Below are 22,793 nucleotides of genomic sequence, written 5' to 3'. Positions count from 1 at the left end.
GAAGTGGGCTCCTCGGGTCAGTGGCCGGACGGTGATCCCTCTGTGATGGGCTCGAACGGGCCTGGAACATTCCTCAGACTGCGTCACGGAGGACCGCGATCCCCACCACGGCCGATGAAGGTTCGATGAAGGCGCCGTGGGGTTGAGCGACACACACACATCACTGCCAAGGCGTGGTGGCCGACTGGTGGGCCAGCATCCCGGACGCCGGGGAGCCGGTAGGCGGGCCGACGATTCAAGCCACGAGCCACGGTCGAGGGCGCTTCGCCGTACGTGAACGAGGCACCACGTCTTGACCTTCAGCAAGTCTTCACGGGACAGGTGCGGGTTCTTGATCCGACTCGGCGAGGGTGGCTGCAGGTGCCGACCCCGGCGCCTCGGGAACAGGTGGAGACGGCAATGGGTCCTTGGTGCGGCCAGATGGGCGCCGGCGGTTGGCTGTCCATGATTGCTTTCTGGGTCGTCGTCGTCGTGGTCGTCGTGTGGGGTGTCAGTCGACTCTTCCCGGCACAGCCTGTGGCGGACGCACGCTCGATCCTGGACGCGCGCCTGGCCGCCGGTGACATCGATCCGGCGACCTACCGGGCCGTCCGGGAGGAGCTCGCGGCGCAGTCCGCGACAACAACGGGAGGAAGACCATGAAAGGTCATTCGAAGCACATGCTGATCGGGGGAGCCGTCATCTTCGCCGCGCTCCTGGTCGCAGGCGTCGACGTGGGGAACGCCGGCCTGTGGGCGATCTTGCTGGTCTGCCCGCTCATGATGGTCGGCATGATGTGGATGATGAGCCGCGGTCACGCAGGCCACAGTGGTCAGGGTGCCGCTCAGGACCGGCCGGACACCGAGGTGAGGGACCGCGACGGTGCCATTGAGCACCAGCACCACTGAGCGTCGTCGCGCCTCGCCGGCACCTCCGGTCGCTCAGAGCCGTCCATGGCGCGCCCTCCCGCCATGGGCGGCTCTGTGCACGGGGGCCCTGGGCGGACTAGTCACCGAGACCGCGTTCCCGAGCAAGTCCTGGTGGCCTATGGCGTACGTGGGCATGGCGCTGCTGGTCCTCGCGCTGCGGCGGGACTCGATCCCGCGCGGCTTCATCACTGCTGCGGTCTTCGGACTCGCGTTCTTCCTGCCACACCTCTGGTGGGCCGACGCAGCCGTGGGAGCGCCCATCGGGTGGATCGCGCTCGCCGCCTTGCAGTCGACCGCCGTGGGGCTCTTCGGTGCGGCATGGGTCGCGGTGCGCCGTACGCGGTTCGTCGCCCGGCATGACCTGGTGCAGGTCGCCGTCGTGGCGATCCTCTGGACGGCGATCGAGCAGCTCCGTGGGCGGGTCCCCTTCGGTGGCTTCCCCTGGGGACTTCTCGCGTTCTCCCAGACCGACGGTCCCCTGATGCCGCTCGCGTCGGTCGGGGGCACGACGGTGGTCAGCGCAGTCACTGCCGCGATCGGTGCGCTCCTCGCCGTCGGTGCGACGCGCTGGCTGTGCCGCGCCCCGGTCGGTCGGATCGCGACCCCGCTGGCGACCGCCGTCGTCCTCACGTTCGCCCCGTCGCTGGTGCCAACGCCCACGGCGGCGGAGTCCGGGACCCTGGTCGTGGGTGCGATCCAAGGTAACGTTCCCACCCGCGGCGCCGATGCGACCTCACAGGCACGGGCGGTGGCCGCAAACCACGTGGCGGGTACCCGCGCGCTGCTGCGCGACGCCGGGGTGGGAGCCCTGGACCTCGTCGTCTGGCCGGAGAGCGCCTCGGACATCGACCCCCGCACGGACGACGAGCTCGCGGGTGCCATCGACTCGATCGCCCGCGACGCGGGCGCCCCCATCCTGCTCGGCACCCAGCGGTTCGCCGACCGCGCCCGGTACAACGACTACCTCGTGTGGCCACCTGGTTCACGTGGCACCGACGCCTACACCAAGCAGCGGCCCGTGCCGTTCGGTGAGTACATCCCGTGCCGCGACTTCTTCCGGCGACTTTCACCCGATGTCGACCGGGTCACCACCGACATGGCCGCCGGCGGCGCGACGGGTGTGCTCGACGTGCCGATCGCCGCGCTCGGTCGGCCGGTCCGGGTCGCCACCGCGATCTGCTTCGAGGTCGCATACGGCGACCTCATCCGCGAGTCCGTCGTCGCCGGCGGCGAGCTCATCGTCATCCCGACCAACAACGCCTCCTTCGGTCTGACGCAGGAGTCGACCCAGCAGCTGGCCATGTCGCGGTTCCGCGCCGTCGAGCACGGCCGGGCGACCGTCCAGGTGTCGACCGTGGGCGTCAGCGCCGTGATCGCGCCGGACGGTGCGGTCCTCGACCGCACCGCGCTGTTCACCAGCGATCAGATGATTGCGGACCTGCCGCTCCGGACGACCCTGACCCTGGCGGACCGCCTCGGTGCCTGGCCGACGGGGATGATCGACGCTGCCGCGCTGACGCTTCTGGCCACCGCCGCCTTCGGCCGGTCTCGACTGCGCGGAGGGGGCGGAAGGGCGTGACGCCAAGCGGGGCCGTCATGTCAAGCGGGTCCCGCTGCCGGCGACGCTAACTTGTGGTGAGAGTCGTGGGCCGGTGAGTCCACCGTCACGGGTCGCTCTTCCGCGCCGCTGATGAGAGGTCCGACAACGAAGGACGAGAAGAGAAAGAGCGCCGAGAAGAGGAGCAACGCCAAACTCGGGGCCCACCAGCTGCGGAATCGACGCCTCAGCCTGAGCAGCAACGGCACGGAGGCAACGAGCCCGAGGACACCGAAGAGCACCGTTCCACCCGCGCCTGCGACGACGGCTGTGCCGACGAGAGGCCCGACGTGATGCAAGACGTGGGGAGCCACACCGCTCGCCGCACCCAGCACACCGGTTGCCGCGGTCGAGGCCGTGCGGTGAGGCTCGCGAGCGCTCGCCGCCCGCGGCGGCGGTGTTTGAAGGATGCGCTCGACGATCATGCTTCCATCGTGACGGGTCGTCGTGAAGGGCGCACTGACGCGGGCTCAAGGTGCGGTCAACTTCCGCGGCCGGCGATCGGCTGTCGAAGGTGCGCTCGGCGGTCGCCCTTGCCTTCAACGAACCTTCACACCATCCCCGCGGTCACCTTCACCCGTGGGCGGGACGCTGACGGTGGGCCCGGTTGGTCTGCGGGAAGGTGGAGGGTCGTCGTGAGCAGCCCTTGGAGGATCGACATCACTCCCGCCGAGCGAGCAGGTCGCACCTTTGTCGGCGGGGCTGGGCGCTGTGGTGGGCATCCTCCTGCTGGTCGGAGCGGCGGCAGAGGGCGCGGCCCCCGACACGGTCGACAGCGGTAGTACGAGCCCGAGTCGATACTCGGCCTAGGAACGTGAGCCGACATGACACGCCGCAGCGATGGACCGGTCCCGATAAGCCGTCGCTTCCTCATCTCCCGTCCGGTGCTCACAGCGGCGGGTGCCAGTGGGATCGGGCTCGCACTGATGCTGATGCTGCTGCTCGCCGGCCTCTGGGTCGGCGTCCAGGACCGCGTCACCACCTACGACGACCACCTCGGTGCCGACCTGGTCGTCGTCCCGGCCGGCACCCGCAGCCTCTTCGCCGACCCCGGTGTGTTGCCCGCACCCACGGTGGACCGCGTCGCCCAGACACCGGGCGTGACGGCAGCAGCGCCACTGCGGACGGCTTACCAGATCCTCGAGCTGCCGCACGGCAAAGCCGCCGTCGCCGCGGTCGCCTTCGATCCCACCAGTGGTCTGGGCGGCCCGTGGGCGCTCAGCGCCGGTAGGGCTCCTCGGGCCGCCGACGAGGTGGTCGTGGACGTCCTGTGGGCCGACCAGCACAACATCGAGATCGGCGACCTGCTGCCGATCCTCGGACACCAGATGAACGTGGTCGGGCTGACCGACGACACCGCCCTCTTCATGACCCCTTTGCTGTTCACCAGCACCTCCGGCATGGACCAGATGCTGGGGGCCACCGGCACGACCGGCGCGGTTCTCGTCACCACCGACGAACCCGCAGCCGTCGCAGCACGTCTGCGGGCCGAGGGGTATTCCGTGCGGACTCCGGCACAGCTGAGGGAAGCGTCGCTGCAGCTCGCCACGGACATCTACGGCTCGCCGGTCCGGCTCATGGTCGGGGTCGCTTTCGTCGCCGGCACCCTCATCGTCGCGCTCGTGGCCTACACCCGCGTCACCGAGCAGGAACGCGACCTCGGCGTCCTCAAGGCTCTCGGCGCTACCCCAGCGCGACTGCGGCGGATCGCCGTGGCGCAGACGGTAACCCTGACGGTCCTCGGCACGCTCGCCGCCGTCGTCCTCCTGGTGCTCACCAGGGAGATCCTCGCGTGGTGGCGGCCAGCCTTCCCCGTCCTGCTGACCGCCCGCACGATGGCGCAGACCGCCGCTGCAGCGGCCGTGATGGCGGTGCTAGCGGCATGGTTGCCAGTGCACCGGCTCAGCCGGCTCGATGCCGCCTCAGCATTCCGGAGCGGACGATGACCACCACGTCCGTCCCTGCGGTGCCGCCGCCAAGCCGGACCCGGCGGTCACGCCGGACCGGATCTGTGCCTGTGGGGCGGCGCTTCCTCTTTGCGGACCGGCGGCGCGCCACGTTGACCGTCCTCGGCGTGGCGGCGTCCTTGCTGCTTGTCTTTGTCCTCGGTGGCATCTTCGCCGGCGCCGTCGACCGGGTGACGTACTACATCCGTACCTCGCCGGCCGACGTGTTCGTCTCGCAGGCCGGGGTGCGGACGATGCACATGTCTGCCTCGACGCTCCCAGGCGACGCACCCGCGCGCATCGCCCAAGTGGCGGGCGTTGCCTGGGCCGCACCGATCGCATTTGCCTCCGGCTCTGCAGGCGGACCTCAGGGGCGCCAACTGACATACCTGATCGGCTACGACACCCGCGCAGGTCGCGGTGGCCCGAGTGGGCTGGTGGCCGGCCGCGCCCCAGGCGCCGGGGAGGCGATCCTCGACGAACAGGCTGCGGAGCGGCTCGGCATCCGCCTGGGAGACCGGTTCACGGTGATGGGCATGCCGGTGCGTGCCGTCGGGTTCTCCACCGGCGGCAGCAGCATCACCAACACCACCGTGTTCGTGGACCGCGCCGAGTTCGCTCGCATCCACGACGACCGGGTCTCCTACGTGCTCGCAGGCCTCGACGCAGGTGCCGACCCGAGAACCGTGGCCGACCGCATCCGGGCAGAGGTCCACGGAGTCACCGTGCAGAGCCGGGAGCGGTTCGCTGAGTCCGAGGCGCGCGTCGTCACCGACATGAGCGCCGACCTGCTCCGACTGATGTCCACCATCGGGCTGGTCATCGCGCTCGCTGTCATTGCTCTCGGGCTGATGACCGCCACCTTGAACCGGCTGCGGGACTTCGCCGTGCTGAAAGCCCTCGGCGCCCGCACCCCGCGCCTCGCCGGTGCGGTCGCCATGCAAGTCGTCCTGACCGTCGTCCTGGCCTCGGCGGTGGCCACGACGGCTGCGTTGGCACTTGCCTGGCTTCTTCCGACGGCGGCTCCTGCCGTCCAGGTGACCATCACGGCAACCGCGGTCGCGCAGACCACTGCCACGGCGCTCCCGGTCGGTCTGATCGCCGCCCTGTGGCCGCTCCGACGCATCGCCGCCATCGACGCGGCGACCGCCTTCCGGGAGACCCGATGAACACCTTCGAAGGCACCCGCGCCGCCATCGGCTCCGGAGCCGCAGCGGGCTCGGGCTCGACGGGAGCCTCCCAGGCTGCTCCGGCAGCAGCCGGCGGGGTACCGGTCCTGAGGGTTCGAGGGCTCACGAAGACCTACGGTCTCGGCGATACCGCTGTTGCCGCGGTCCGTTCTGTAGACCTCGACGTCGCCTCCGGTGAGGTGCTGCTCGTCATGGGGCCATCGGGGTCGGGCAAGACGACTCTGCTGCTGATGCTCGGGGCACTGCTCCGCCCGAGCTCTGGCTCGATCATGGTCAGCTACCGCGACCATCGAGAGACGGACATCGCCACCGCGCCCGAGAAGCAGCTCCCGGCATTGCGCTCTCACACGTTCGGATTCATCTTCCAGGACTACGCCCTCATCGACGCGCTCACCGCCACCGAGAACATCGCCGTCGCGGCAAACCTCGCCGGCACGACAGGGGCAGCTGCCAGCCACCGGGCGACCAAGCTGCTCGACCGGGTCGGCCTGGCCCACCGGGCGACCGCGCGCCCGTCGCAGATGTCTGGAGGCGAACAACAGCGAGTCGCCGTCGCCCGCGCGCTCGCGAACGACCCACCCGTCCTGCTCGCCGACGAGCCCACGGCGAACCTCGACGCCTCCCGCGGCCGGGACCTCGCTCGCCTGCTCCGGAGCCTGGCTCGTGAAGACCGCTGCTCGGTCGTGATCGTGAGCCACGACGAACGCCTTCGCGAGATTGCCGACCGCGTTTTGTGGCTGGAGGACGGGCAGTTCCGCCCCCTCACCTCGATGGCAGTCGACCCTGTCTGCAGGATGGCGGTCGAAACCACCGGCGCCCACGTCGACGGGCAAGGCGGGAGGATCTGGTTCTGCTCCGAAGGCTGCAAGCGCGAGTTCGTCGAGAACGCCGCAAGCTTCGGGTGAACCGCCCCGGGCTCAGCGGAGGCACCCTGACGCACCGACCGTAGCCCGGGGTAGTGGTTGGCCTCGTCCTGGCGTGTGGGATGAGTTCGATCGCGCCGTGCTGGCGTCGGTGATGGAAGTCGGTGCGCTCGACGACGGGGATCTCGAGGCTGTCCGTGACCTTCCACGGCCACGGTCCACCGTCCGCGGACGGGGACCTCATTGTCTCCGCGGGCGCCGCGTATGCCGCCGGGCTTCATCGGATCTTCATCGTCGTCATGGTTCCTCGGCGTGCGCGCCGTCGAGCGTGTCCATAGCGTCGAGAGGTCATCGACGGCATATGGCAGCCGCCGTCCGACCGACCCGAGGAGACACGATGAAGACGAACGAGATGATGGAGACCTATCCAGCCGAGATCAACCTCGACCGCCAGCTCCTGGCGCGCGTCGTCGATGCGCTCGTGGAGTGCTCGCAAGCGTGCACCGCCTGCGCCGACGCGTGCCTGAGCGAAGAGATGGTCGCTGATCTACGCAAGTGCATCCGCACCAACCTGGACTGCGCGGACAGCTGTGCGGCCACCGCGCGCATCCTGTCCCGGCACACCGGTTACGACGCCAACCTGACCCGCGCGCACCTCGAGGCCTGCATCGCTGCCTGCCGCGCATGCGGGGACGAGTGCTCCCAGCACGCCGGGATGCATGAGCACTGCCGAGTCTGCGCCGACGCGTGCCGCGCCTGTGAGGAAGCCTGCACCGAGCTGCTGAATGCCCTCTGACGGCGAACGGCGGCGCACGCGCCCGGGGGGCACGTGCGCCGCCTGATCGGCTCCGACAAGACTGAAGGGACGGGTTTCATGCAGCCGAACGAGGACCAGCACGTCGACCAGGACCAGCAGCAGGATGCGCAGGACCAGCAGCGCCAGATGCGGATGATGTACCTGCGTTTCGCGGCGATGATCCTCACCGGGATGGTCGTCATGTACGCCACGATGTTCGTCGGCACCTACCAGTGGGACCATGTGCGCTGGAGCGAGTCGCGGCTCTTCATGGCTTTGACCATGGGTGGGGCCATGGGCCTGGTGATGTTCGCCTGGATGCTCAACATGTACAAGAGCACCAAGGCGAATGTCGCCGTCGTCGTCGCGAGCGTCCTGCTGCTGGGTACGGGCGTGGCCCTGGACCGCAGTCAGGTCACCGTGCAGGACCAGTCGTGGATGAGTGCGATGATCCCGCACCACTCCCTGGCGATCACCCGCTCCGAGCGGGCGCAGATCGATGATGTGCGGGTGTGCGAGCTGGCAGTGGAGATCAGCGAGGCGCAGCGCCGGGAGATCGACGAGATGGACTGGCTGATCCAGGACATCGAGCGCAATGGCCCGGCGACGACGACTGAGCAAGCTCAGGCGCGTCAGGTCCCGGACTTCCCGGCTGTGGCCGAGCGCACCTGCACGACGGACTAGGTCCGAAGCATGGAGCAGCGCCTGCGCCCGAGAAGGAATGAGCACGCGCTGAGCACGCGCTAAGGGATCCTGGGCGGCGGCTCAGAGGCGTCACCGCCGGGGGGCATGAACGCCGGCACCGCAACTGTGCGGCACCGGGTCGGGTGGCTTGTGGCCGCGGTCTGCTGCACGGAGGAAGCACAGCCGATCTCGTCCCCTCTCCGGCCCGCATGCCGGTCGGCCGACTCCACGGCCCACCCACGCCTCGCATCGCTCATCGGTCGCTCTCCGACGACGGCTCGACGATCGTCGTGTCGAGGAGGTTGATGATGCCCGCCATGTCGCGGCTAGAGCGGGTGGTCTGTCGGAACACGCTGTGGGACTGGTTCACTCGACGACATGTCCTGCCGTGGACCGTGCGGGGCCTGCGCGTGGACGGCGAGGTCCTGGACATCGGTCGCGGGACAGGGACGATGGCCGCGGAGCTGGCCCGCTTGTTCCCGAGCAGCGGTGTGACCACGACCGACATCGACCCGGTCATGGTGCCGTCGGCGCGGCAGCGGCTGCGTCGACTGCCCAATGCGCAGGCTCGGCAGGCGGACGCGACCGCTCTGCCGTTCTCGGATGGCTCGTTCGACTGTGTCACGAGCTACCTGATGCTCCATCATCTCCACGACTGGGAGACGGCGGTCGCGGAGGTCGCTCGGGTCCTTCGTCCAGGCGGCGTCTTCGTCGGCTACGACCTGACGCGGACGATGCTGGCCCGCCTGGTGCACTGGGTCGATCGCTCGCCTCACCGACTTGTGTCCACCGGCGAACTACTGACCGTGTTCGAGAGCGTCGGACTGAGGCTGGACCACTTGGACATCTCGGCCCGGGAACACCTGGTCCGGTTCACGGCGATCCGTCTTCCCTGACAGCAAGTACGGCCTGCACGTATCTGGCCGGCGGCGCGGCTGGTGGCATCGAGAACAGCGACTCGACGGTGGCGATGTCGCCGAGGGCCCACCTGTCCTGGGTTCGAAAGGCGTGACCACCGGCCGGCTCGCGTACCGGTCCGATCTCCGGAAGGTGCCCGCTCCTCGAACGCGCCTGGCGGCCACCGCGTCGTCCGCTCACTCACTCGAAACGGGCTACCGGCCCGGCCTCGATCTCTCGACAGCCCCCTACCGGGGGCCGGGGTCAGCTCTCACCTGTCCGGCCGTCCGTTCTTCATCGGACCTTCATCGCTTCGATGGGGCTTCCAAGACGTGGAGGGCGTCCCCTGGAGATACCGACCAGGGGTATGGAGGTGGCGCAGTGAGACGGAAGAGCTACAGGGTCTGGGGTCTGACGTGTGGCGCCTGCCTGGCCTTGTTGATGGAGCGGGTTCGCTCGTTGGCCGGAGTGCGGTGGGTCCGGGTCGAACTTGTCGCCGGTGGTGCATCCCGCTTGGTTGTCCTCGCTGGCTCGACCCCTGAGCGCCGGACTGTGCAGGCAGTGGTCGAGGACGCTGGGTTCTCGTTGACCGCCCCGAAGTCGACCGAGTCCGCGGAGGTGCCGAGATGAGCGGTTTCGAGTTGTCAGTGGTTGTGGGTGGTGTCGTCCTCACGGCGCTGCTGGGGTGGTACTTCTTCGGTCCGAAGAAGTCCAGGCGCGCTGACGTCGCCGATGGGTTGCAGCAGGTCGTGGTCACGGTGCGCGGCGGCTACAGCCCTGACCTCGTCGAGGTCGTGTCCGGTGTTCCGGTGCGCCTGGTGTTCGACCGGCAGGAGAGCGGTGACTGCTCGTCTCGCGTGTTGCTCCCGGACTTCAAGATCAACCAAAGTCTACCTGCGTACGCGACGACCGCCGTGGAGTTCACGTCGACTGTGCCGGGGGAGTACGCCTTCGCGTGTGGGATGAACATGCTGCACGGGCGGGTACGAGTCGTCAGCGAGTCGCCCCAGCCGGGGACCGGTGGTGGTGGTGTTGCGCTCGCTGAGCGGCTGGCCGGCCGCGACAGCGCCCTCGACGACGGTGCATCCACGCGCGGTCCGGCCGGGCACGAGCCGTCGCGCCCCGAGCAGCCGCCCGCCGTGACCGAGGATGCGGATTCCGAGGAGCGGGAGCGTGCCGCCGAGATCGCGGACCTGCGTCGTCGGGTGGTCGCCGGGACGGTGCTGACCCTGCCGGTGCTGGTGGCGGTCATGGCGATGGAGCTCTTCAATGCCATGTGGGTTCCTGACGCGTTGATGAACCCGTGGCTGCAGATGGTCCTCATCTCCCCGGTGATGCTCTACACCGGCTGGCCCATCCACAAGACCGGCTGGCTTGCGCTGTCGCACCGCACCGCGGACATGAACTCCCTGATCACGCTGGGCACCATCGCAGCCTTCGGCTACAGCCTGGTGGTGACGTTCGCCCCGGGGCTGCTGCCTGAGGAGACCCGGGAGGTGTACTACGAGGCCGTCGGGGTGATCATCACGCTGATCCTGCTGGGCCGGTTGCTGGAGACCAAGGCCAAGGCCGGCACCGGGGAGGCGATCCGGACGCTGATCGGTTTGCAGCCGCGGACCGCACGGGTGATCCGTGACGGCGACGAGCTCGAGGTGCCGTTCGACGAGGTCGTCGTCGGGGACGTGGTGGTGGTCCGGCCCGGGGAGAAGCTTCCCGTCGACGGGGAGGTGGTGGAGGGCGCGTCCGCGGTCGACGAGTCCATGGTGACCGGTGAGCCGATCGCGGTCACCAAGGGCCCGGGTGACCCCGTGATCGGCGCGACGATCAACCAGACCGGGGCCTTCCGGTACACCGCGACCAAGGTCGGTGCGGACACGATGCTGGCGCAGATCATCCGCCTCGTGCGCCAGGCGCAGGGCTCCAAGGCGCCCATCCAGCGTCTGGTGGACCGGGTCTCGAGCTACTTCGTCCCGGCGGTCATCGGCATCGCGATCTGGACCTTCGTGATCTGGGCCTTGGTGGGCCCACCGCCGGCTTCAGTCTTCGCGCTGGTGGCGGCCGTGTCCGTACTGATCATCGCCTGCCCCTGCGCCCTGGGGCTGGCAACACCGCTGTCGATCACGGTCGGCACGGGCAAGGGTGCGACGGCCGGCATCCTCATCCGCTCCGCCGAGGCGCTGGAGTCGGCCCACAAGCTCGACACCGTCGTGCTGGACAAGACCGGGACCATCACCAAGGGCGCCCCGGCGCTGACCGACGTGCTCCCCGCAGGCGGGTTCACCGACGTCGAGCTCCTCACCCTGGTCGCGGCGGTGGAGCGCTCCTCCGAGCACCCGTTGGCGGCGGCGATCGTGACCAGCGCTCTGAACAGCGGGATCCAGCTGCCGGAGGCCAGCGCCTTCGACGCGGTGACCGGTCAAGGCGTCCGCGCCCTGGTCCAGGGCCGCGAGGTCCTGGTCGGGAACAGGCGCCTGCTCGACGGCGTCGGTGTCACCGCCCGGACCCGCGATGCGGACCGCCTCGCCGCCGACGGCAAGACCCCGATGTTCGCGGTCGTCGACGGGCGGTTCGCCGGCGTGATCGGCGTGGCCGACACCCTCAAGGAAGGCTCCGCGGTCGCCATCGCCGCGCTGCAGATGCGCGGCATCGACGTGATCATGATGACCGGGGACAACCGGGCCACCGCCGCCGCGATCGCTCGTCAGGTCGGCATCACGCGCGTCGTGGCCGAGGTCATGCCTGAGCACAAGGCGGCCGAGGTGCAGCGGCTCCAGGCCGAGGGGCGTGTGGTCGGGATGGTCGGGGACGGCATCAACGATGCACCGGCCCTGGCCCAGGCGGACGTCGGATCGGCGATCGGCACCGGCACCGACGTGGCGATCGAGTCCTCCGACATCACCTTGATCTCCGGTGCGCTCTCCGGTCTGGTCACCGCGGTCGACCTGTCCCGGGCCACCATGCGCAACATCCGCCAGAACCTGGTCTTCGCGTTCATGTACAACGCGATCGGCATCCCGATCGCGGCGGGTGTGCTGTACCCGGCACTGGGCTGGACGCTCAGCCCGATCATCGCCGCGGCGGCCATGGCCTTGTCCTCGCTGTCGGTGGTCGCAAACGCCAACCGCCTGCGCACCTTCACCCCACGGCCGCTGCCCGAGGCCGTCCAGGTCGCCGCCACCGACCCGGTGGTGGAGATAGGGAACGACGCTCACGACGGAACGGAGCACGCCATGTCCGACAAGCCCCAGAAGGTGACCGACCCGGTCTGCGGGATGAGGATCGACCCTGCCTCGGCAGCCGGCACCGCCCAGCACGAGGGCCAGACCTACCACTTCTGCTCCGACCACTGCGCGGACAGCTTCCGCGCTGACCCCGCCCGCTACACCACCGCCGTGGCGCCGTGACCCCGGTGAAGCCCCGGGGCGTCGCGGGAGGTGACAGCCGCGGCGCCCCGGGGACCTTCCGGCAGGAGGACGTGATGACCGACACCGACCCGAAGCAGGACCTGCTGGTCCGGTTGCACCGCATCGAGGGCCAGGTCCGCGGGATCGCCCGTATGGTCGAAGACGACAAGTACTGCATCGACATCCTCACGCAGGTCTCTGCCGCCTCACGTGCACTGCAGGCCGTGGCGCTGGGACTGCTCGCGGACCACATGAGCCACTGCCTGGTCGACGCCGCACAGGCCGGTGGGCAGGAGAAGGACGCCAAGCTCAAGGAAGCCACCGACGCCATCGCCCGGCTCGTGCGGAGCTAGGGCGTCACCCCGGAGCCAGCAAGCGACGAAGGGAAGACACGATCATGGGTCGTCAGTCCACGGTGCTGGAGGTGGGTGGTCTGCACTGGGCCACCTCCGAGGCGGTCATCGAGAACACCCTCATGCGCCAGCAAGGAGTGCTCGCGGTCGAGGCGAGTGCTGTCTCGCAGACGGCCACCGTCACCTACGACCCAGATCAGACCTCCGTGGCCCACCTGGTGAGCTGGGTCAACGACTGCGGGTACCACTGCAGGGGACAGTCGGTCCCGGGCCACCTGTGCCACCCGTTGACGGAGCCGGCCCCGACCGAGTCGCTTGCCTCGGACCACACGCACGCCAAGGCGCAGCCTGACGTCGGTCACGGTTCCGCGGGGCGTGGGTCCGCTGAGCACGACAGCCACGGCGGCGGCGCTCAGACTGATCGCTCCTCCCACGAGGCCATGGGGCACGGCGGACACGGCGGGTCGATGGCGGACATGGCCCGGGACATGCGCAACCGGTTCCTGGTCGCCGCGATCCTCTCTTTGGTGATCTTGTTCTGGTCGCCCATCGGACGTGAGGTCCTGGGGTTCACCGCTCCGGCGCCCTTCGGTCTCCGGGATGACGTCTTCTCGCTGATCCTGTCCGTACCCGTCGTCTTCTACTCGGCCTGGATCTTCTTCGACGGTGCCTATCGGGCCCTGAAGGCCCGGACCCTGGACATGATGGTCCTGGTCGCTGTGGCTGTCGGCGCGGGCTGGTTGTACAGCGTGGTGGTCACCCTTGTCGGTGGCGGGGAGGTGTTCTACGAGGCAGCGACGGTCCTGACCACCTTCGTCCTGCTCGGCCACTGGTTGGAGATGCGAGCCCGGGGCGGCGCCAACGACGCTGTCCGCACGCTGCTCGAGCTCGCGCCGGCGCAGGCCGTGGTCGTGCGTGATGGCGAGCCGGTCGAGGTGCGGACATCCGAGGTGGTCGTCGGAGACCTTCTGCTCGTGCGGCCTGGGTCGAAGATCCCCGTCGACGCGGTGGTGGAGGACGGGGAGTCCGAGGTCGACGAGTCGATGGTGACCGGAGAGTCCATGCCCGTGGCCAAGGCGCCGGGGGCGGAGCTGATCGGCGCGTCCATCAACACCACGGGCACCCTGCGGGCCCGGGCGACGAAGGTCGGCGCCGATACGGCGTTGGCGCAGATCGTCAAGCTGGTCCAGGAGGCCCAGAACTCCAAGGCACCTGGGCAGCGGCTGGCCGACCGCGCCGCGTTCTGGCTCGTCTTCGTGGCCTTGATCGGTGGTGCGGTCACCTTCGCGGTCTGGATGCTCGCCGGCGCGGATGTGGCGCTGGCGATGCTGTTCGCGATCACGGTCGTCGTGATCACCTGCCCGGACGCGCTGGGCCTGGCCACGCCCACGGCCATCATGGTCGGGACCGGGCTGGGCGCTCAGCGCGGGGTGCTGTTCAAGAACGCCACCGCCCTCGAGGGCACTGCGCGGGTTGACACGGTGGTCCTGGACAAGACCGGCACCCTGACCAAGGGCGAGCCCGAGGTCACCGACGTCGTCGTGGCCGGGATGAGCGAGGAGGAGGTCCTCGGGCTGGTCGCAGCGGTCGAACGCGAGTCGGAGCACCCCCTGGCCCGGGCGATCGAGAGCCACGCCGCCCAGCGGGGCGTCCTCGTGGCTGACGTCGACGAGTTTCTCAACGTGCCAGGACACGGCGCCTCGGCAGTGGTCGACGGTCGGCGGGTGCTGGTGGGCAACCTGCGCCTCATGACGAAGGAGGGCGTCGACCTCGGCGAACTCGCCGCGCCTCGCGAGGAGCTGGCGGCGTCGGGCCGCACAGCGGTGCTCGCTGCCGTGGACGGACGCGCTGTGGGCGTCATCGCCCTGGCCGACGCCCCCCGCGAGACCGCCGCCGCGGCCGTCGCCGCATTGCACGAGTCGGGGATCGAGGTCGTCATGCTCACCGGTGACAACGAGGCCACCGCCCGCCGGATCGCCGGCCAACTGGGAATAGACAGCGTCATCGCCGAGGTCCTGCCCGGCGACAAGGCGGACAAGGTCATCGAGCTGCAGGCGGCGGGCAAGACTGTGGCGATGGTCGGCGACGGCGTGAACGACGCCCCCGCGTTGGCCCAGGCCGACGTCGGCATTGCGATCGGGGCGGGGACGGACGTGGCGATCGAGACGGCCGACATCGTCCTGATGCGCTCCGACCCCCTTGACGTGTCCGTGGCCCTGCGTATCGGCCGCGGCACGGTGCACAAGGAACGGCAGAACCTCGCCTGGGCGATCGGCTACAACGCCATCGCACTGCCCATCGCCGCTGGGGTGTTCTATCCCGCGTTCGGGCTGATGCTGCGGCCCGAGATCGCGGCCCTGTCGATGTCGGGATCCACGGTGATCGTCACTGCTAACGCCCTGCTCCTCAAGCGTCTTCGGTTGCCCGTGCACCCTCCGGCTGCGTCGCAGGGCGCAACGACCGATCGGGAGCCTGCACCAGCTCCCGCCGGCATCCGATGACATGGCGCCCGCCCCGGTCCGTGCGGCCGTCGATGGCGCACCAGGCGTAGTGGCCGGTCTCCTGGCCCCCGCACAGCTCAGGCTCCTGGAGCGTGAGATCGAGCGCCCCGCCTCTGGCGGACGGTCACGTCCCCTGACGCTGCACCAGTTCGTCGCTGCCCAAGAACCTGACGCCTCAGGGGACCCGAGTGGCGGAGGGCGTCCCGAGCCGCTGTGCCGTGGGACGCGTCTGAGGCGACGCAACCTTCTCGAACAGCTACCTCGGTGCAGTGCCGACAGGGCCAGGGCGACGTGACCGGCTTTTCGTTCGCAGACGAACCACTCGCCGCCCGCTTCGAGCAGTGGTGTTCGTCGTGTGACGGCATGGGGGACCTGCCTAGCGAGGTCTGGGAACGCTGGGACCGCGAACGCGTCCCACTGGCGAAGATGTGGGAGGGCGCGCTGCAGGAGCCCGTCTTGCAGCGACTGATCGAGGAGCGGTTGACCGCTCATGCAGGCGCACGCCCAGACGAGCCGCGGAGCCGCCCGTGCCCAGACTGCGCCGGTCGTGGGTCGGTGCCCACTCCCGAGGGCTTGGAGTTGCTTGCGTTCCTGCGACGACATCTGGAGTGAGTCCCGGCGACCGCCTTCAGAGCTGTCCGTCCGTAATCCGGATGGCGGGAGCCAAGGGTTCCATCGAAGTTGGCGCGGCTGTTCGCGGGAGCGATGGCCGGCGACGGGACTGGGAGGCCTGGATATGGACGGGCCGACTTCGCGGTCCGTTGACGGCGACCGACGCCGTCAGCGGCATCGCGGGCTGTGGCCGGACCGTGGTGGACAAAGTTGCCGAGCCGCAGCACACCGGCAAGGAGGCAGCGGCTCATGCGCGCGCGATCCGGCCGCGTCAGGCGACCAAAGCTGCCCCGAGTGTGCCGACCAGCGTCAGCGCAGCCAACGTCATGGTGACGTGGCGCCCGTGCCGGGTCGATCGTGGGAGCCCGCGAAGAGGGAACAGGAGCTGGCGTGCGAGGACGTATCCCGCGAGCCCACCGATGAAGAGAAGGCCTGCCCACGACGGCGGTACCCGCCACGCGATGACTGTGGTCACTACCGCGAGGCTTGCGGCCGCAGCCGCCTCCATGAGCTGCACCGGCAGGCGACGGGTCCCCACGCGACGGTCGGATGACCAAAGACCCCATCGCGAGCTCGTAGGGACCCCGGCACAACATCCGGCAAGGAGACAGCCGAGCCGGCCGACGGCCTGACCGACGAGGAGTGCGGGCACCGTGGCGTCCAGGAGGTGCCCGACAGCGAGGCCTTGAACGGCTCCGCCGACGACGAAGGTGGCTGTGGCGACGATGACGAAACCTTGAACGCTCAGGCCCGAGAACACTGGCCTCGCGCGCTCCTTCAGGTGAGTAAGCCGGTAGTACACCTTCGCGCCGAGAGCGCCCAGGACGCTGGCTACGAGGGCAACGCCCAGGACCTTGCCGGATGCGAGGCCGTGGACCCGTGCAAGGACGCTTTGCAGGATGATGGCCATCACAACCCCGAGGCCGACCATCGCAGGCCAGGCACCCAGCAGAACCCCCGGCGCCCGCATCGTTGCCACCGCCGTGAAGGTCGACGCTCCGACGGCCTCCGCAGAGGGCAGTCGCACGACCTCCTTGCGGTCGCCACCGGAGCTCACCCTCGCCAGGGCGTCCGCCGTGACGTGCCAGCGCCCAGGAGCCTTCCCCACAACGCGTTGCGTCAAGGCCGTCCGACCGCTGGTTGGCCGGACCTCTGCGAGCGTCGCCACAACGACGAAGTCATCGGAGGGGGTCCGGGCACCTTCGACGTCGAGGCGACGGCCGGTGAGGCGGACCACCACCTCATACGGAACCGGCATGGTCGGAGGATCGAACCAGTAGGTGATGCCTAAGGCATGGGGTCGCAGCTCGCCCATGAAGGGGAACGGTGCCTTGACGAACTCCACAGCGCCTGCTGTGCCGCCCGCACCGCTGACCCGTGCCAGCCGCGGCATCGGCTGTGCGGCAGGCAACGGTGCCGGCCCCGGGGCCAGGCTCGGAGTGCGGCCGACGGAGGTGCTACTGGCTGTGCTGGTGTTCTTCGGCCGGGGTACGTCGGGTGGAGGTGCCTGGCGCTGGGAAGCGCCCGGCCGGGGAACAGCGAGCAGGGGGACACGGAGCGGCAGTGGATGGATCGGCGCCTGTGCCGGAGGATGAGCCGTATCGTGTGCCGAGCGGTCAGACCGGGGGGTCTCTGATCGGGGACGTGCCGGCGAAGTCTTCCGCGCCCCCGGGGCTCGCCTCTTGGCTGATCGACGTGCCATGGTCGCCTCTCGTAGGACCTGGAACAGATGCCGGCCCCACGATGCCGAGGGAACCCTGCGCTGCTCACTCGGGAAGCGTCAAGGTTCGCTGAAGAGGCTAACCATTTTCCCTCGGCGGTATGGCGGCGCGCCCTCGGGCGTCACGGGCGTCTTGCGCGACGGGGACCCATCCGCGATCGGGACCTAGAAGGGGTGCAGGAGCCGCTGGACGAACTGCCGGGTGCGCTCCTCGCGGGGGTCGCGCAGGACCCGGTCCGGGTGGCCGTGCTCGACGATCGTGCCGCCGTCGATGAACGCGACCTGGTCGGCGACCTCACGGGCGAACTGCAGCTCGTGGGTGACGATCACCATGGTCCAGCCCTCGTCCGCGAGCTCCTTGATGAGCCCGAGGACGTCGCCGTCGAGCTCGGGGTCCAGGGCTGAGGTCGGCTCGTCGAAGAGGAGCAGGGTGGGCCGCAGCGCGAGGGCGCGGACGATGCCGACCCGCTGCTGCTGCCCCCCGGACAGCTCGAAGGGGTAGGCGTCCTTCCTCGCGGCGAGCCCGACCCGGTCGAGCAGCTCGGTCGCCTCGGCCGTCACCTGGGCCCTGGGGCGGCGCTGCACGACGACCGGGCCCTCGATGACGTTCTCCAGCACGGTCTTGTGCGGGAAGAGGTTGTAGTGCTGGAACACCATCGCCGAGCAGTCCCGCAGGGCGGCGACCTGCTGCTTGGACGCACCGCGGGAGAAGTCCACGAGCAGGTCGGGGCCGACGGCGACGCGCCCGGCGTCCGGGCGCTCGAGCCCGTTTAGGCACCGCAGCGCCGTCGTCTTGCCCGAGCCGGAGGGGCCGATGAGCGCGAGCACCTGCCCGCGTGCCACGCGCAGGTCCACCGACCGCAGCACCTCGTGGTCGCCGAACCGCTTCCCGAGCCCGTCGACAAGGAGCAGGGGCTCGTGGGCGGAGCCGGGCGGGTGGCCGCCGGGCGGCTCGAGGACGTCGTGGTCACCGGGCGACATAGCGGTCCAATCGTCGCTCCAACCGGCTCTGCCCGGCGGACAGGGCGAGGCAGATGACCCAGTACACGGCTGCCGCCTCCAGGTAGAGCACCATGAACTCCTGGCTGAACGCCGCGATCTGCTGGGCCTCCCGGAACAGCTCCGTGACGAGGATGAGCGACGCCAGGGACGTGTCCTTGACCAGGCTGATGAACGTGTTCGACAGGGGCGGCACGGACACCCGGACCGCCTGGGGCAGGATGATCCGCCGCAGCGCGAGCTGGTGCGACATCCCGACCATGTGCGCGGCCTCCCACTGCCCCTTGGGCACGGAGAGGATCGCCGCCCGGATCACCTCGGCGGCGTACCCGCCGACGTTGATCGAGAAGGCGACGACGGCGCTGGGCCACGGGTCGATGACCACCCCGATGGACGGCAGGCCGTAGAAGATCACGAACAGCTGCACCAGCAACGGGGTGCCGCGCACCACCGACACGTACGCGCGTGCCGGCGCGGACAGCCACCGCTTCCGGGACAGCCGCATCAGGGCGACCAGGAGCGCGATCACCAGCCCCACCGCGAACGACATCAGCGTCAGCGGGATCGTGCCGGTGATCGCGCCGCGGACGATCGGCCACAGCGAGTCGGTGACGAGCTCTAGGGTCTCCGGGCTCACGGTCGCCGACTCCCGTACTGATCAGCGGGTGACATCGGCGCCGAAGTGCTTCTCCGAGATCTCGGCCAGCGTGCCGTTCTCCGCGAGGGTGGCCAGGGCCTCGTCGATCGCCCGGGCGAGCTCGTCACGGCCCTGCGCCAGGGCGAAGGCGCTGTAGGACTGCTCGTCGGTCTCGGCGGCGACCTTCAGCCCAGAGGCGTCGTTGTTCTTCGCGTAGTCCAGGAACGTCAGCTTGTCGTTGATCGTCGCATCGACGCGCTCCTGCTCGACCAGCGCGACGGCCTGCGCCCAGCCCTCGACGGCCTCGATCCGCGCGCCGCTCTCCTCGGCCAGCGCCTTCCAGTTGCTCGTCAGGGACTGCGCGGTCACCTTGCCGTCGAGCGACTCGAAGGAGTCGATGGAGTCCTCGTCGGCCCGGACGACGACGACGCCGTTGGAGACGGTGTACGGCTCGGTGAACGTGTACGCCTCTTCACGCTCCGGGGTGATCGACACCTGGTTGGCGATGACGTCGAAGCGCCCCGCCTCCAGGCCCGCGAAGATCGCGTCCCACTGGGTCTCCTCGAACTCGACGTCCACGCCGAGCTCCTCGGCGACGGCCTCGATGACCTCGACGTCGTAGCCGACGAGGTCGCCGGAGCCCTCCTCGTGGAACGAGAACGGCCGGTAGGTGCCCTCCGTGCCGACCACGAGCACGCCGGCCTCCTGCACGTCGGACCAGGAGCTGTCCTCCCGGGTGCCCTCGACGGTCGCGGCGTCGTCGTCGGCGGCCGTCGAGCAGCCCGTGACGGCGAGGGCGAGGGCGGCGGTGGCCACGGTCAGGGAGGACTTCCGGACAAACCTGGTCATGGTGATCCTTCGGGGGACGCATGCGCCGGTTGGCGTCTTGGACAAAGGGGTAGAGGTCGCGCGCGCAGGGAGGTCCAGGCGCCAAGCGCCGGACACGGGCGGGCTCGCTCGGTGGTAGACCAGCTCAGGACCGGTCGCCTGCGGGGCTAGGAAAGGCGCGGACCCGGACAACACGACGTGCGCACATGGCCGGAACAACACGGCTCACCAGGCACGAAGGGGCGCATGGAGCACAGTGCACCACAGCGACGTCCGTACCCGACAGGACCTTCTGCCCGACAGGCGCTACGCGCAGATGGTGTACTCCAAACTCGCGGCAGTTCTCAGTTGTCCGTAGGAACGAGGCCGCTAGCTCCGTGTGAAACGCGTCCGAGGCAGGTGCCGATCTGAGCGACAGGGTGATCGGTGACGATGCTGAGCTCGCCTCGGATCCTGTTGAGCACTTCCTCGGGTGGGTGGACGAGTGCGCCGCGTAGCCGGTCGCTCGCAAGCGCGGGATCCGCGCTGACCAGGTGCCGTGGCAGGTCGCGTGCGTTGAGGCGTAGCGCTCCGGTTTCCGCAAGCTTTGTGAACGCGACGGCGGTGTGCTGTGCGATGTCGGTCATCGTGGCGACGGCGCCGTTCAGCGCGGCTCCGATGCGGCGCGATGCCGGGTCCGCGCTTGTCGCGCGGCTCGTTCTGGCGTCGAGGGGGGCGAGGGCGGGGAGTATGCGGGCAAGAGCGGTGAGGTCGTCCCGGACGGTGCCGACCGGTGGGGCGAGGGTGAGGAAGTGGGAGAGGTCGCGGTGCAGTGCCTGCCAGGCACGGCCCCGCACGAGGAGTGCTCGCGCGCCGCGGGCGGTGGGCGGGGGTTCTGCAACGGTGAACGTTTGCGCGCCGTGGAACGCGGCCGTGTGGGCGTGGATGGCGATGCCGATCGTGGTCACGTCCCGGAGCGTTGCCAGAGGGTCTCCACTGGTGGCATTCAGATCCCAGGTCGTCTGGCGTAGCCGTTGCATGCGGTCGCTCAGTTCGGTGACTGGGTCGTCGGCACGGATCGGTGTCACCGTGGGCCCGAGGGTCGCCAGGCGTGTTCGAGCACCAAGGTCGCGAGATGCGGGGTTGTCGGCGACGGTGTGCGCGAGGTCGCTGAGGTGTCCCAGCCCGGGAAGGTGCCGCGTGACCGCGTCCTTGTTGGCGCCGGCCTGCAAGGCGCGCAGCGCGAGTGGTTCCTCGGCCGCGAGGGTGAGGGCGGCCAGGTGCGCCAGGTCCACCACGCCGGCCTCGAGTGCCCTCACGTCGGTGGCGGCTGCGTGGGGGGTGCGTGCGCTGCCGTCGGGGCGGTAGTGCACAGCGACGAGGTCGGACGCGGCGCGCAGGTGCATCGCTGCGCGCCGCCAGGGTGTGGTTACCGGCACGAGCTGGGCGGGGTGCGGTGTTCCAGCGCCGATGAAGGCGTCGATCCCGGTGGCCAGGTGGGCGGCGGCTTGTTCGGTAGGGGAGAGATCGGCGACCTGGCGGCTCATACCCGGCCGGACGGACTTTGCCGGCCACAGGAGCCGGCGGGTGTGAGCCGCGATGGCGTGGAGCATCCCGTGAAAGTCCGCGATCGCGTCGAAGGCCTCGTCGACGGTCCAGAACCTGTCGGTGGCCAGTCGTGTGTTGCCCTGGCGCAGATGCTCTGCGGAGGCTGTCAGCAGGTCGCCGTAGGTGGTCATGCCCAGTGCCCGGTGACCTTGGCGCGGGCGGTGATCAGGCGGGCCATCACCCGCGACAGCGCGGCCTGGTCGGCGAGGTCCTGCTCGACCACGGCGAGGGCTGCGGCGCGCTCCAGAGCGGCGGCGGCGAGCTGGTCCAGGACCGTCCGGGCCTCGGCGGAGTCCTGGGCTGTGTGGACGCCGCCGAGGCGGACGGCGTCGGCGGTGGACCGGAGGCCTGGGCGTGCCCATTCGAGCTCGTCCTGGGCGTCGCGGAAGTCCATCGCCGCGTAGGAGATCGACACCCCGACGCCCAGGGGGACGCTCATCGCCAGGTTCAGGGCGCCGAACCCGGCGGCGTAGGTGAGTGACCAGATGCCGTCCCACCCAGTCGCGGCGCTGGCGATCAACTTTCGGGCCGGTTGTGTCCACGTCGTGCTCATCGCCTGCGTCCTTCCTCCGTGGTGCTCGAGGGCGCCGGGGCCCTCCTGACAGCAGGTGTGCGCACCGGAGGGAGAAGATTTCGAGGCGCGCGCGTCACGTCGGCCACCGGACCAGCGCGCCGGGGCGGGACAGGTGCGCGACACCGTCGGGGTCGACGACGACGTCGGTGTGCTCGTGGGATGCCGCGGCATGGGCCAGGGCCGCCAGGATCAGGTGCAGGTGGGTCCGGTCCAGCCCGGTGACGATGTCGACGACGTCGACCGTCGTCTCCCCGATGAGCGCGGCGACCATGGCCAAAACCCGGCGTTCCCCGCCGGACAGCACCCCGGTGCCGGCGTTCAGGGCGTCGACTTCGACCCACGCGCGCCCGTCCGGTTCGCTGATGACCCACCGACACGAGGGGTCGGCGAACCTCCCGTCGAAGGCGCGCAGCAACAGCTCGACGCCGGCTCCCATCGGGAGCGACCCGCGTGCCCACTCCCGCAACCTCGCGGCGACCTCGATCCGTCCCCGCTCGTCCATCGCACCCTCCCGTGTCCGCCCGTTCTCGAGGGTCGTCATCCCCTGCGCCCCGTCGGGGTCTGCGCGGCCGGGGCTGTTGACGAGGCCCCGTCGACGGCAGGTGTGCGCGGAGGACGGAGAACATCGCCGGTCCGCGGGCACGAGGAGCCATGACACTTCTGGCATCTGGGGTCTGAGCGGGGCCGGGTTCGGCGG

Annotated in this window: 20 protein-coding genes; 13 read left to right on the top strand and 7 right to left on the bottom strand. The window is 69.8% G+C overall.

Annotated features, from left to right (window positions below; all coding sequences use genetic code 11):
* Positions 1 to 360: 360 nt before the first annotated feature.
* The 13 genes from LG379_RS12465 to LG379_RS17095 all read left to right on the top strand — a co-directional run bounded on the left by LG379_RS12465 (position 361) and on the right by LG379_RS17095 (position 15,751).
* Complete coding sequence (locus LG379_RS12465; protein ID WP_225754834.1) at positions 361 to 642, top strand: hypothetical protein; 282 nt, start codon at positions 361 to 363, stop codon at positions 640 to 642.
* Positions 643 to 659: 17 nt separating this feature from the next.
* Complete coding sequence (locus LG379_RS12460; RefSeq protein ID WP_225754833.1) at positions 660 to 887, top strand: DUF2933 domain-containing protein; 228 nt, start codon at positions 660 to 662, stop codon at positions 885 to 887.
* The gene (gene lnt / locus LG379_RS12455) at positions 862 to 2,487 is read left to right on the top strand and encodes an apolipoprotein N-acyltransferase (protein WP_370634509.1); all 1,626 of its coding nucleotides are present in this window, start codon (positions 862 to 864) and stop codon (positions 2,485 to 2,487) included. The genes LG379_RS12460 and lnt overlap by 26 nt, the downstream gene beginning before the upstream one ends.
* 842 nt (positions 2,488 to 3,329) lie before the next feature.
* On the top strand, positions 3,330 to 4,451 hold the full coding sequence (locus LG379_RS12450) for an ABC transporter permease (protein WP_225754832.1): 1,122 nt from the start codon (positions 3,330 to 3,332) through the stop codon (positions 4,449 to 4,451).
* Positions 4,448 to 5,620: an ABC transporter permease gene (locus LG379_RS12445; protein WP_225754831.1), complete on the top strand. Its 1,173-nt coding sequence runs from the start codon at positions 4,448 to 4,450 to the stop codon at positions 5,618 to 5,620. The genes LG379_RS12450 and LG379_RS12445 overlap by 4 nt, the downstream gene beginning before the upstream one ends.
* Positions 5,617 to 6,546 carry an ATP-binding cassette domain-containing protein gene (locus tag LG379_RS12440; RefSeq protein WP_225754830.1) on the top strand — a complete coding sequence of 310 codons (930 nt, stop codon included), beginning with the start codon at positions 5,617 to 5,619 and terminating at the stop codon, positions 6,544 to 6,546. The genes LG379_RS12445 and LG379_RS12440 overlap by 4 nt, the downstream gene beginning before the upstream one ends.
* Positions 6,547 to 6,901: 355 nt before the next feature.
* A complete protein-coding gene (locus tag LG379_RS12435) occupies positions 6,902 to 7,300 on the top strand; it encodes a four-helix bundle copper-binding protein (protein ID WP_225754829.1) in 399 nt (132 codons plus the stop codon).
* A 33-nt stretch (positions 7,301 to 7,333) separates the two neighbouring features.
* A complete protein-coding gene (locus LG379_RS12430; RefSeq protein ID WP_225754828.1) occupies positions 7,334 to 7,984 on the top strand; it encodes a DUF305 domain-containing protein in 651 nt (216 codons plus the stop codon).
* A gap of 305 nt (positions 7,985 to 8,289) precedes the next feature.
* Positions 8,290 to 8,880, top strand: coding sequence for a class I SAM-dependent methyltransferase (locus tag LG379_RS12425; protein WP_225754827.1), 591 nt, complete (start codon positions 8,290 to 8,292; stop codon positions 8,878 to 8,880).
* 627 nt (positions 8,881 to 9,507) lie between these two features.
* Entirely contained in the window at positions 9,508 to 12,285 is a 2,778-nt protein-coding gene (locus LG379_RS12420; RefSeq protein WP_225754826.1) for a heavy metal translocating P-type ATPase, read from the top strand.
* A 74-nt stretch (positions 12,286 to 12,359) separates the two neighbouring features.
* Entirely contained in the window at positions 12,360 to 12,638 is a 279-nt protein-coding gene (locus LG379_RS12415; RefSeq protein ID WP_225754825.1) for a metal-sensitive transcriptional regulator, read from the top strand.
* 44 nt (positions 12,639 to 12,682) lie between these two features.
* The gene (locus LG379_RS12410; RefSeq protein WP_225754824.1) at positions 12,683 to 15,139 is read left to right on the top strand and encodes a cation-translocating P-type ATPase; all 2,457 of its coding nucleotides are present in this window, start codon (positions 12,683 to 12,685) and stop codon (positions 15,137 to 15,139) included.
* A 363-nt stretch (positions 15,140 to 15,502) separates the two neighbouring features.
* Positions 15,503 to 15,751 carry a hypothetical protein gene (locus LG379_RS17095; RefSeq protein WP_370634518.1) on the top strand — a complete coding sequence of 83 codons (249 nt, stop codon included), beginning with the start codon at positions 15,503 to 15,505 and terminating at the stop codon, positions 15,749 to 15,751.
* A gap of 271 nt (positions 15,752 to 16,022) precedes the next feature.
* On the opposite strand, the gene LG379_RS12400 is transcribed toward LG379_RS17095, so the two are convergent.
* From LG379_RS12400 to LG379_RS12370, 7 genes are all read right to left on the bottom strand, one after another.
* Positions 16,023 to 17,096: a prolipoprotein diacylglyceryl transferase gene (locus LG379_RS12400; RefSeq protein ID WP_225754823.1), complete on the bottom strand. Its 1,074-nt coding sequence runs from the start codon at positions 17,094 to 17,096 to the stop codon at positions 16,023 to 16,025.
* 540 nt (positions 17,097 to 17,636) lie between these two features.
* The gene (locus LG379_RS12395; RefSeq protein WP_304522446.1) at positions 17,637 to 18,452 is read right to left on the bottom strand and encodes an amino acid ABC transporter ATP-binding protein; all 816 of its coding nucleotides are present in this window, start codon (positions 18,450 to 18,452) and stop codon (positions 17,637 to 17,639) included.
* Complete coding sequence (locus LG379_RS12390) at positions 18,439 to 19,107, bottom strand: amino acid ABC transporter permease (RefSeq protein WP_225754822.1); 669 nt, start codon at positions 19,105 to 19,107, stop codon at positions 18,439 to 18,441. The genes LG379_RS12395 and LG379_RS12390 overlap by 14 nt, the downstream gene beginning before the upstream one ends.
* A gap of 21 nt (positions 19,108 to 19,128) precedes the next feature.
* Positions 19,129 to 19,956 carry an amino acid ABC transporter substrate-binding protein gene (locus LG379_RS12385; RefSeq protein ID WP_225754821.1) on the bottom strand — a complete coding sequence of 276 codons (828 nt, stop codon included), beginning with the start codon at positions 19,954 to 19,956 and terminating at the stop codon, positions 19,129 to 19,131.
* 323 nt (positions 19,957 to 20,279) lie between these two features.
* Positions 20,280 to 21,653 (bottom strand): hypothetical protein, encoded by a 1,374-nt coding sequence (locus LG379_RS12380; protein WP_225754820.1) that lies wholly within the window; start codon positions 21,651 to 21,653, stop codon positions 20,280 to 20,282.
* The gene (locus LG379_RS12375) at positions 21,650 to 22,075 is read right to left on the bottom strand and encodes a hypothetical protein (protein WP_225754819.1); all 426 of its coding nucleotides are present in this window, start codon (positions 22,073 to 22,075) and stop codon (positions 21,650 to 21,652) included. The genes LG379_RS12380 and LG379_RS12375 overlap by 4 nt, the downstream gene beginning before the upstream one ends.
* A 94-nt stretch (positions 22,076 to 22,169) precedes the next feature.
* The gene (locus LG379_RS12370; RefSeq protein WP_225754818.1) at positions 22,170 to 22,637 is read right to left on the bottom strand and encodes a hypothetical protein; all 468 of its coding nucleotides are present in this window, start codon (positions 22,635 to 22,637) and stop codon (positions 22,170 to 22,172) included.
* Positions 22,638 to 22,793: the final 156 nt, after the last annotated feature.

Source organism: Actinotalea sp. Marseille-Q4924, from assembly GCF_916618755.1.
Classification (GTDB): domain Bacteria; phylum Actinomycetota; class Actinomycetes; order Actinomycetales; family Cellulomonadaceae; genus Actinotalea.
The sequence above is the reverse complement of the archived record's forward strand: the minus strand, read 5'-3'. Positions and strand labels throughout refer to the sequence as shown.

Excerpts from the sequence above, each read along its gene's own strand:
- LG379_RS12460 (WP_225754833.1), top strand. The coding sequence starts at position 660 with ATGCTGATCGGGGGAGCCGTCATCTTCGCCGCGCTCCTGGTCGCAGGC.
- LG379_RS12450 (WP_225754832.1), top strand. The coding sequence starts at position 3,330 with ATGACACGCCGCAGCGATGGACCGGTCCCGATAAGCCGTCGCTTCCTC.
- LG379_RS12445 (WP_225754831.1), top strand. The coding sequence starts at position 4,448 with ATGACCACCACGTCCGTCCCTGCGGTGCCGCCGCCAAGCCGGACCCGG.
- LG379_RS12440 (WP_225754830.1), top strand. The coding sequence starts at position 5,617 with ATGAACACCTTCGAAGGCACCCGCGCCGCCATCGGCTCCGGAGCCGCA.
- LG379_RS12435 (WP_225754829.1), top strand. The coding sequence starts at position 6,902 with ATGAAGACGAACGAGATGATGGAGACCTATCCAGCCGAGATCAACCTC.
- LG379_RS12425 (WP_225754827.1), top strand. The coding sequence starts at position 8,290 with ATGATGCCCGCCATGTCGCGGCTAGAGCGGGTGGTCTGTCGGAACACG.
- LG379_RS12420 (WP_225754826.1), top strand. The coding sequence starts at position 9,508 with ATGAGCGGTTTCGAGTTGTCAGTGGTTGTGGGTGGTGTCGTCCTCACG.
- LG379_RS12415 (WP_225754825.1), top strand. The coding sequence starts at position 12,360 with ATGACCGACACCGACCCGAAGCAGGACCTGCTGGTCCGGTTGCACCGC.
- LG379_RS12410 (WP_225754824.1), top strand. The coding sequence starts at position 12,683 with ATGGGTCGTCAGTCCACGGTGCTGGAGGTGGGTGGTCTGCACTGGGCC.
- LG379_RS17095 (WP_370634518.1), top strand. The coding sequence starts at position 15,503 with ATGGGGGACCTGCCTAGCGAGGTCTGGGAACGCTGGGACCGCGAACGC.
- LG379_RS12395 (WP_304522446.1), bottom strand. The coding sequence starts at position 18,452 with ATGTCGCCCGGTGACCACGACGTCCTCGAGCCGCCCGGCGGCCACCCG.
- LG379_RS12385 (WP_225754821.1), bottom strand. The coding sequence starts at position 19,956 with ATGACCAGGTTTGTCCGGAAGTCCTCCCTGACCGTGGCCACCGCCGCC.
- LG379_RS12380 (WP_225754820.1), bottom strand. The coding sequence starts at position 21,653 with ATGACCACCTACGGCGACCTGCTGACAGCCTCCGCAGAGCATCTGCGC.
- LG379_RS12375 (WP_225754819.1), bottom strand. The coding sequence starts at position 22,075 with ATGAGCACGACGTGGACACAACCGGCCCGAAAGTTGATCGCCAGCGCC.
- LG379_RS12370 (WP_225754818.1), bottom strand. The coding sequence starts at position 22,637 with ATGACGACCCTCGAGAACGGGCGGACACGGGAGGGTGCGATGGACGAG.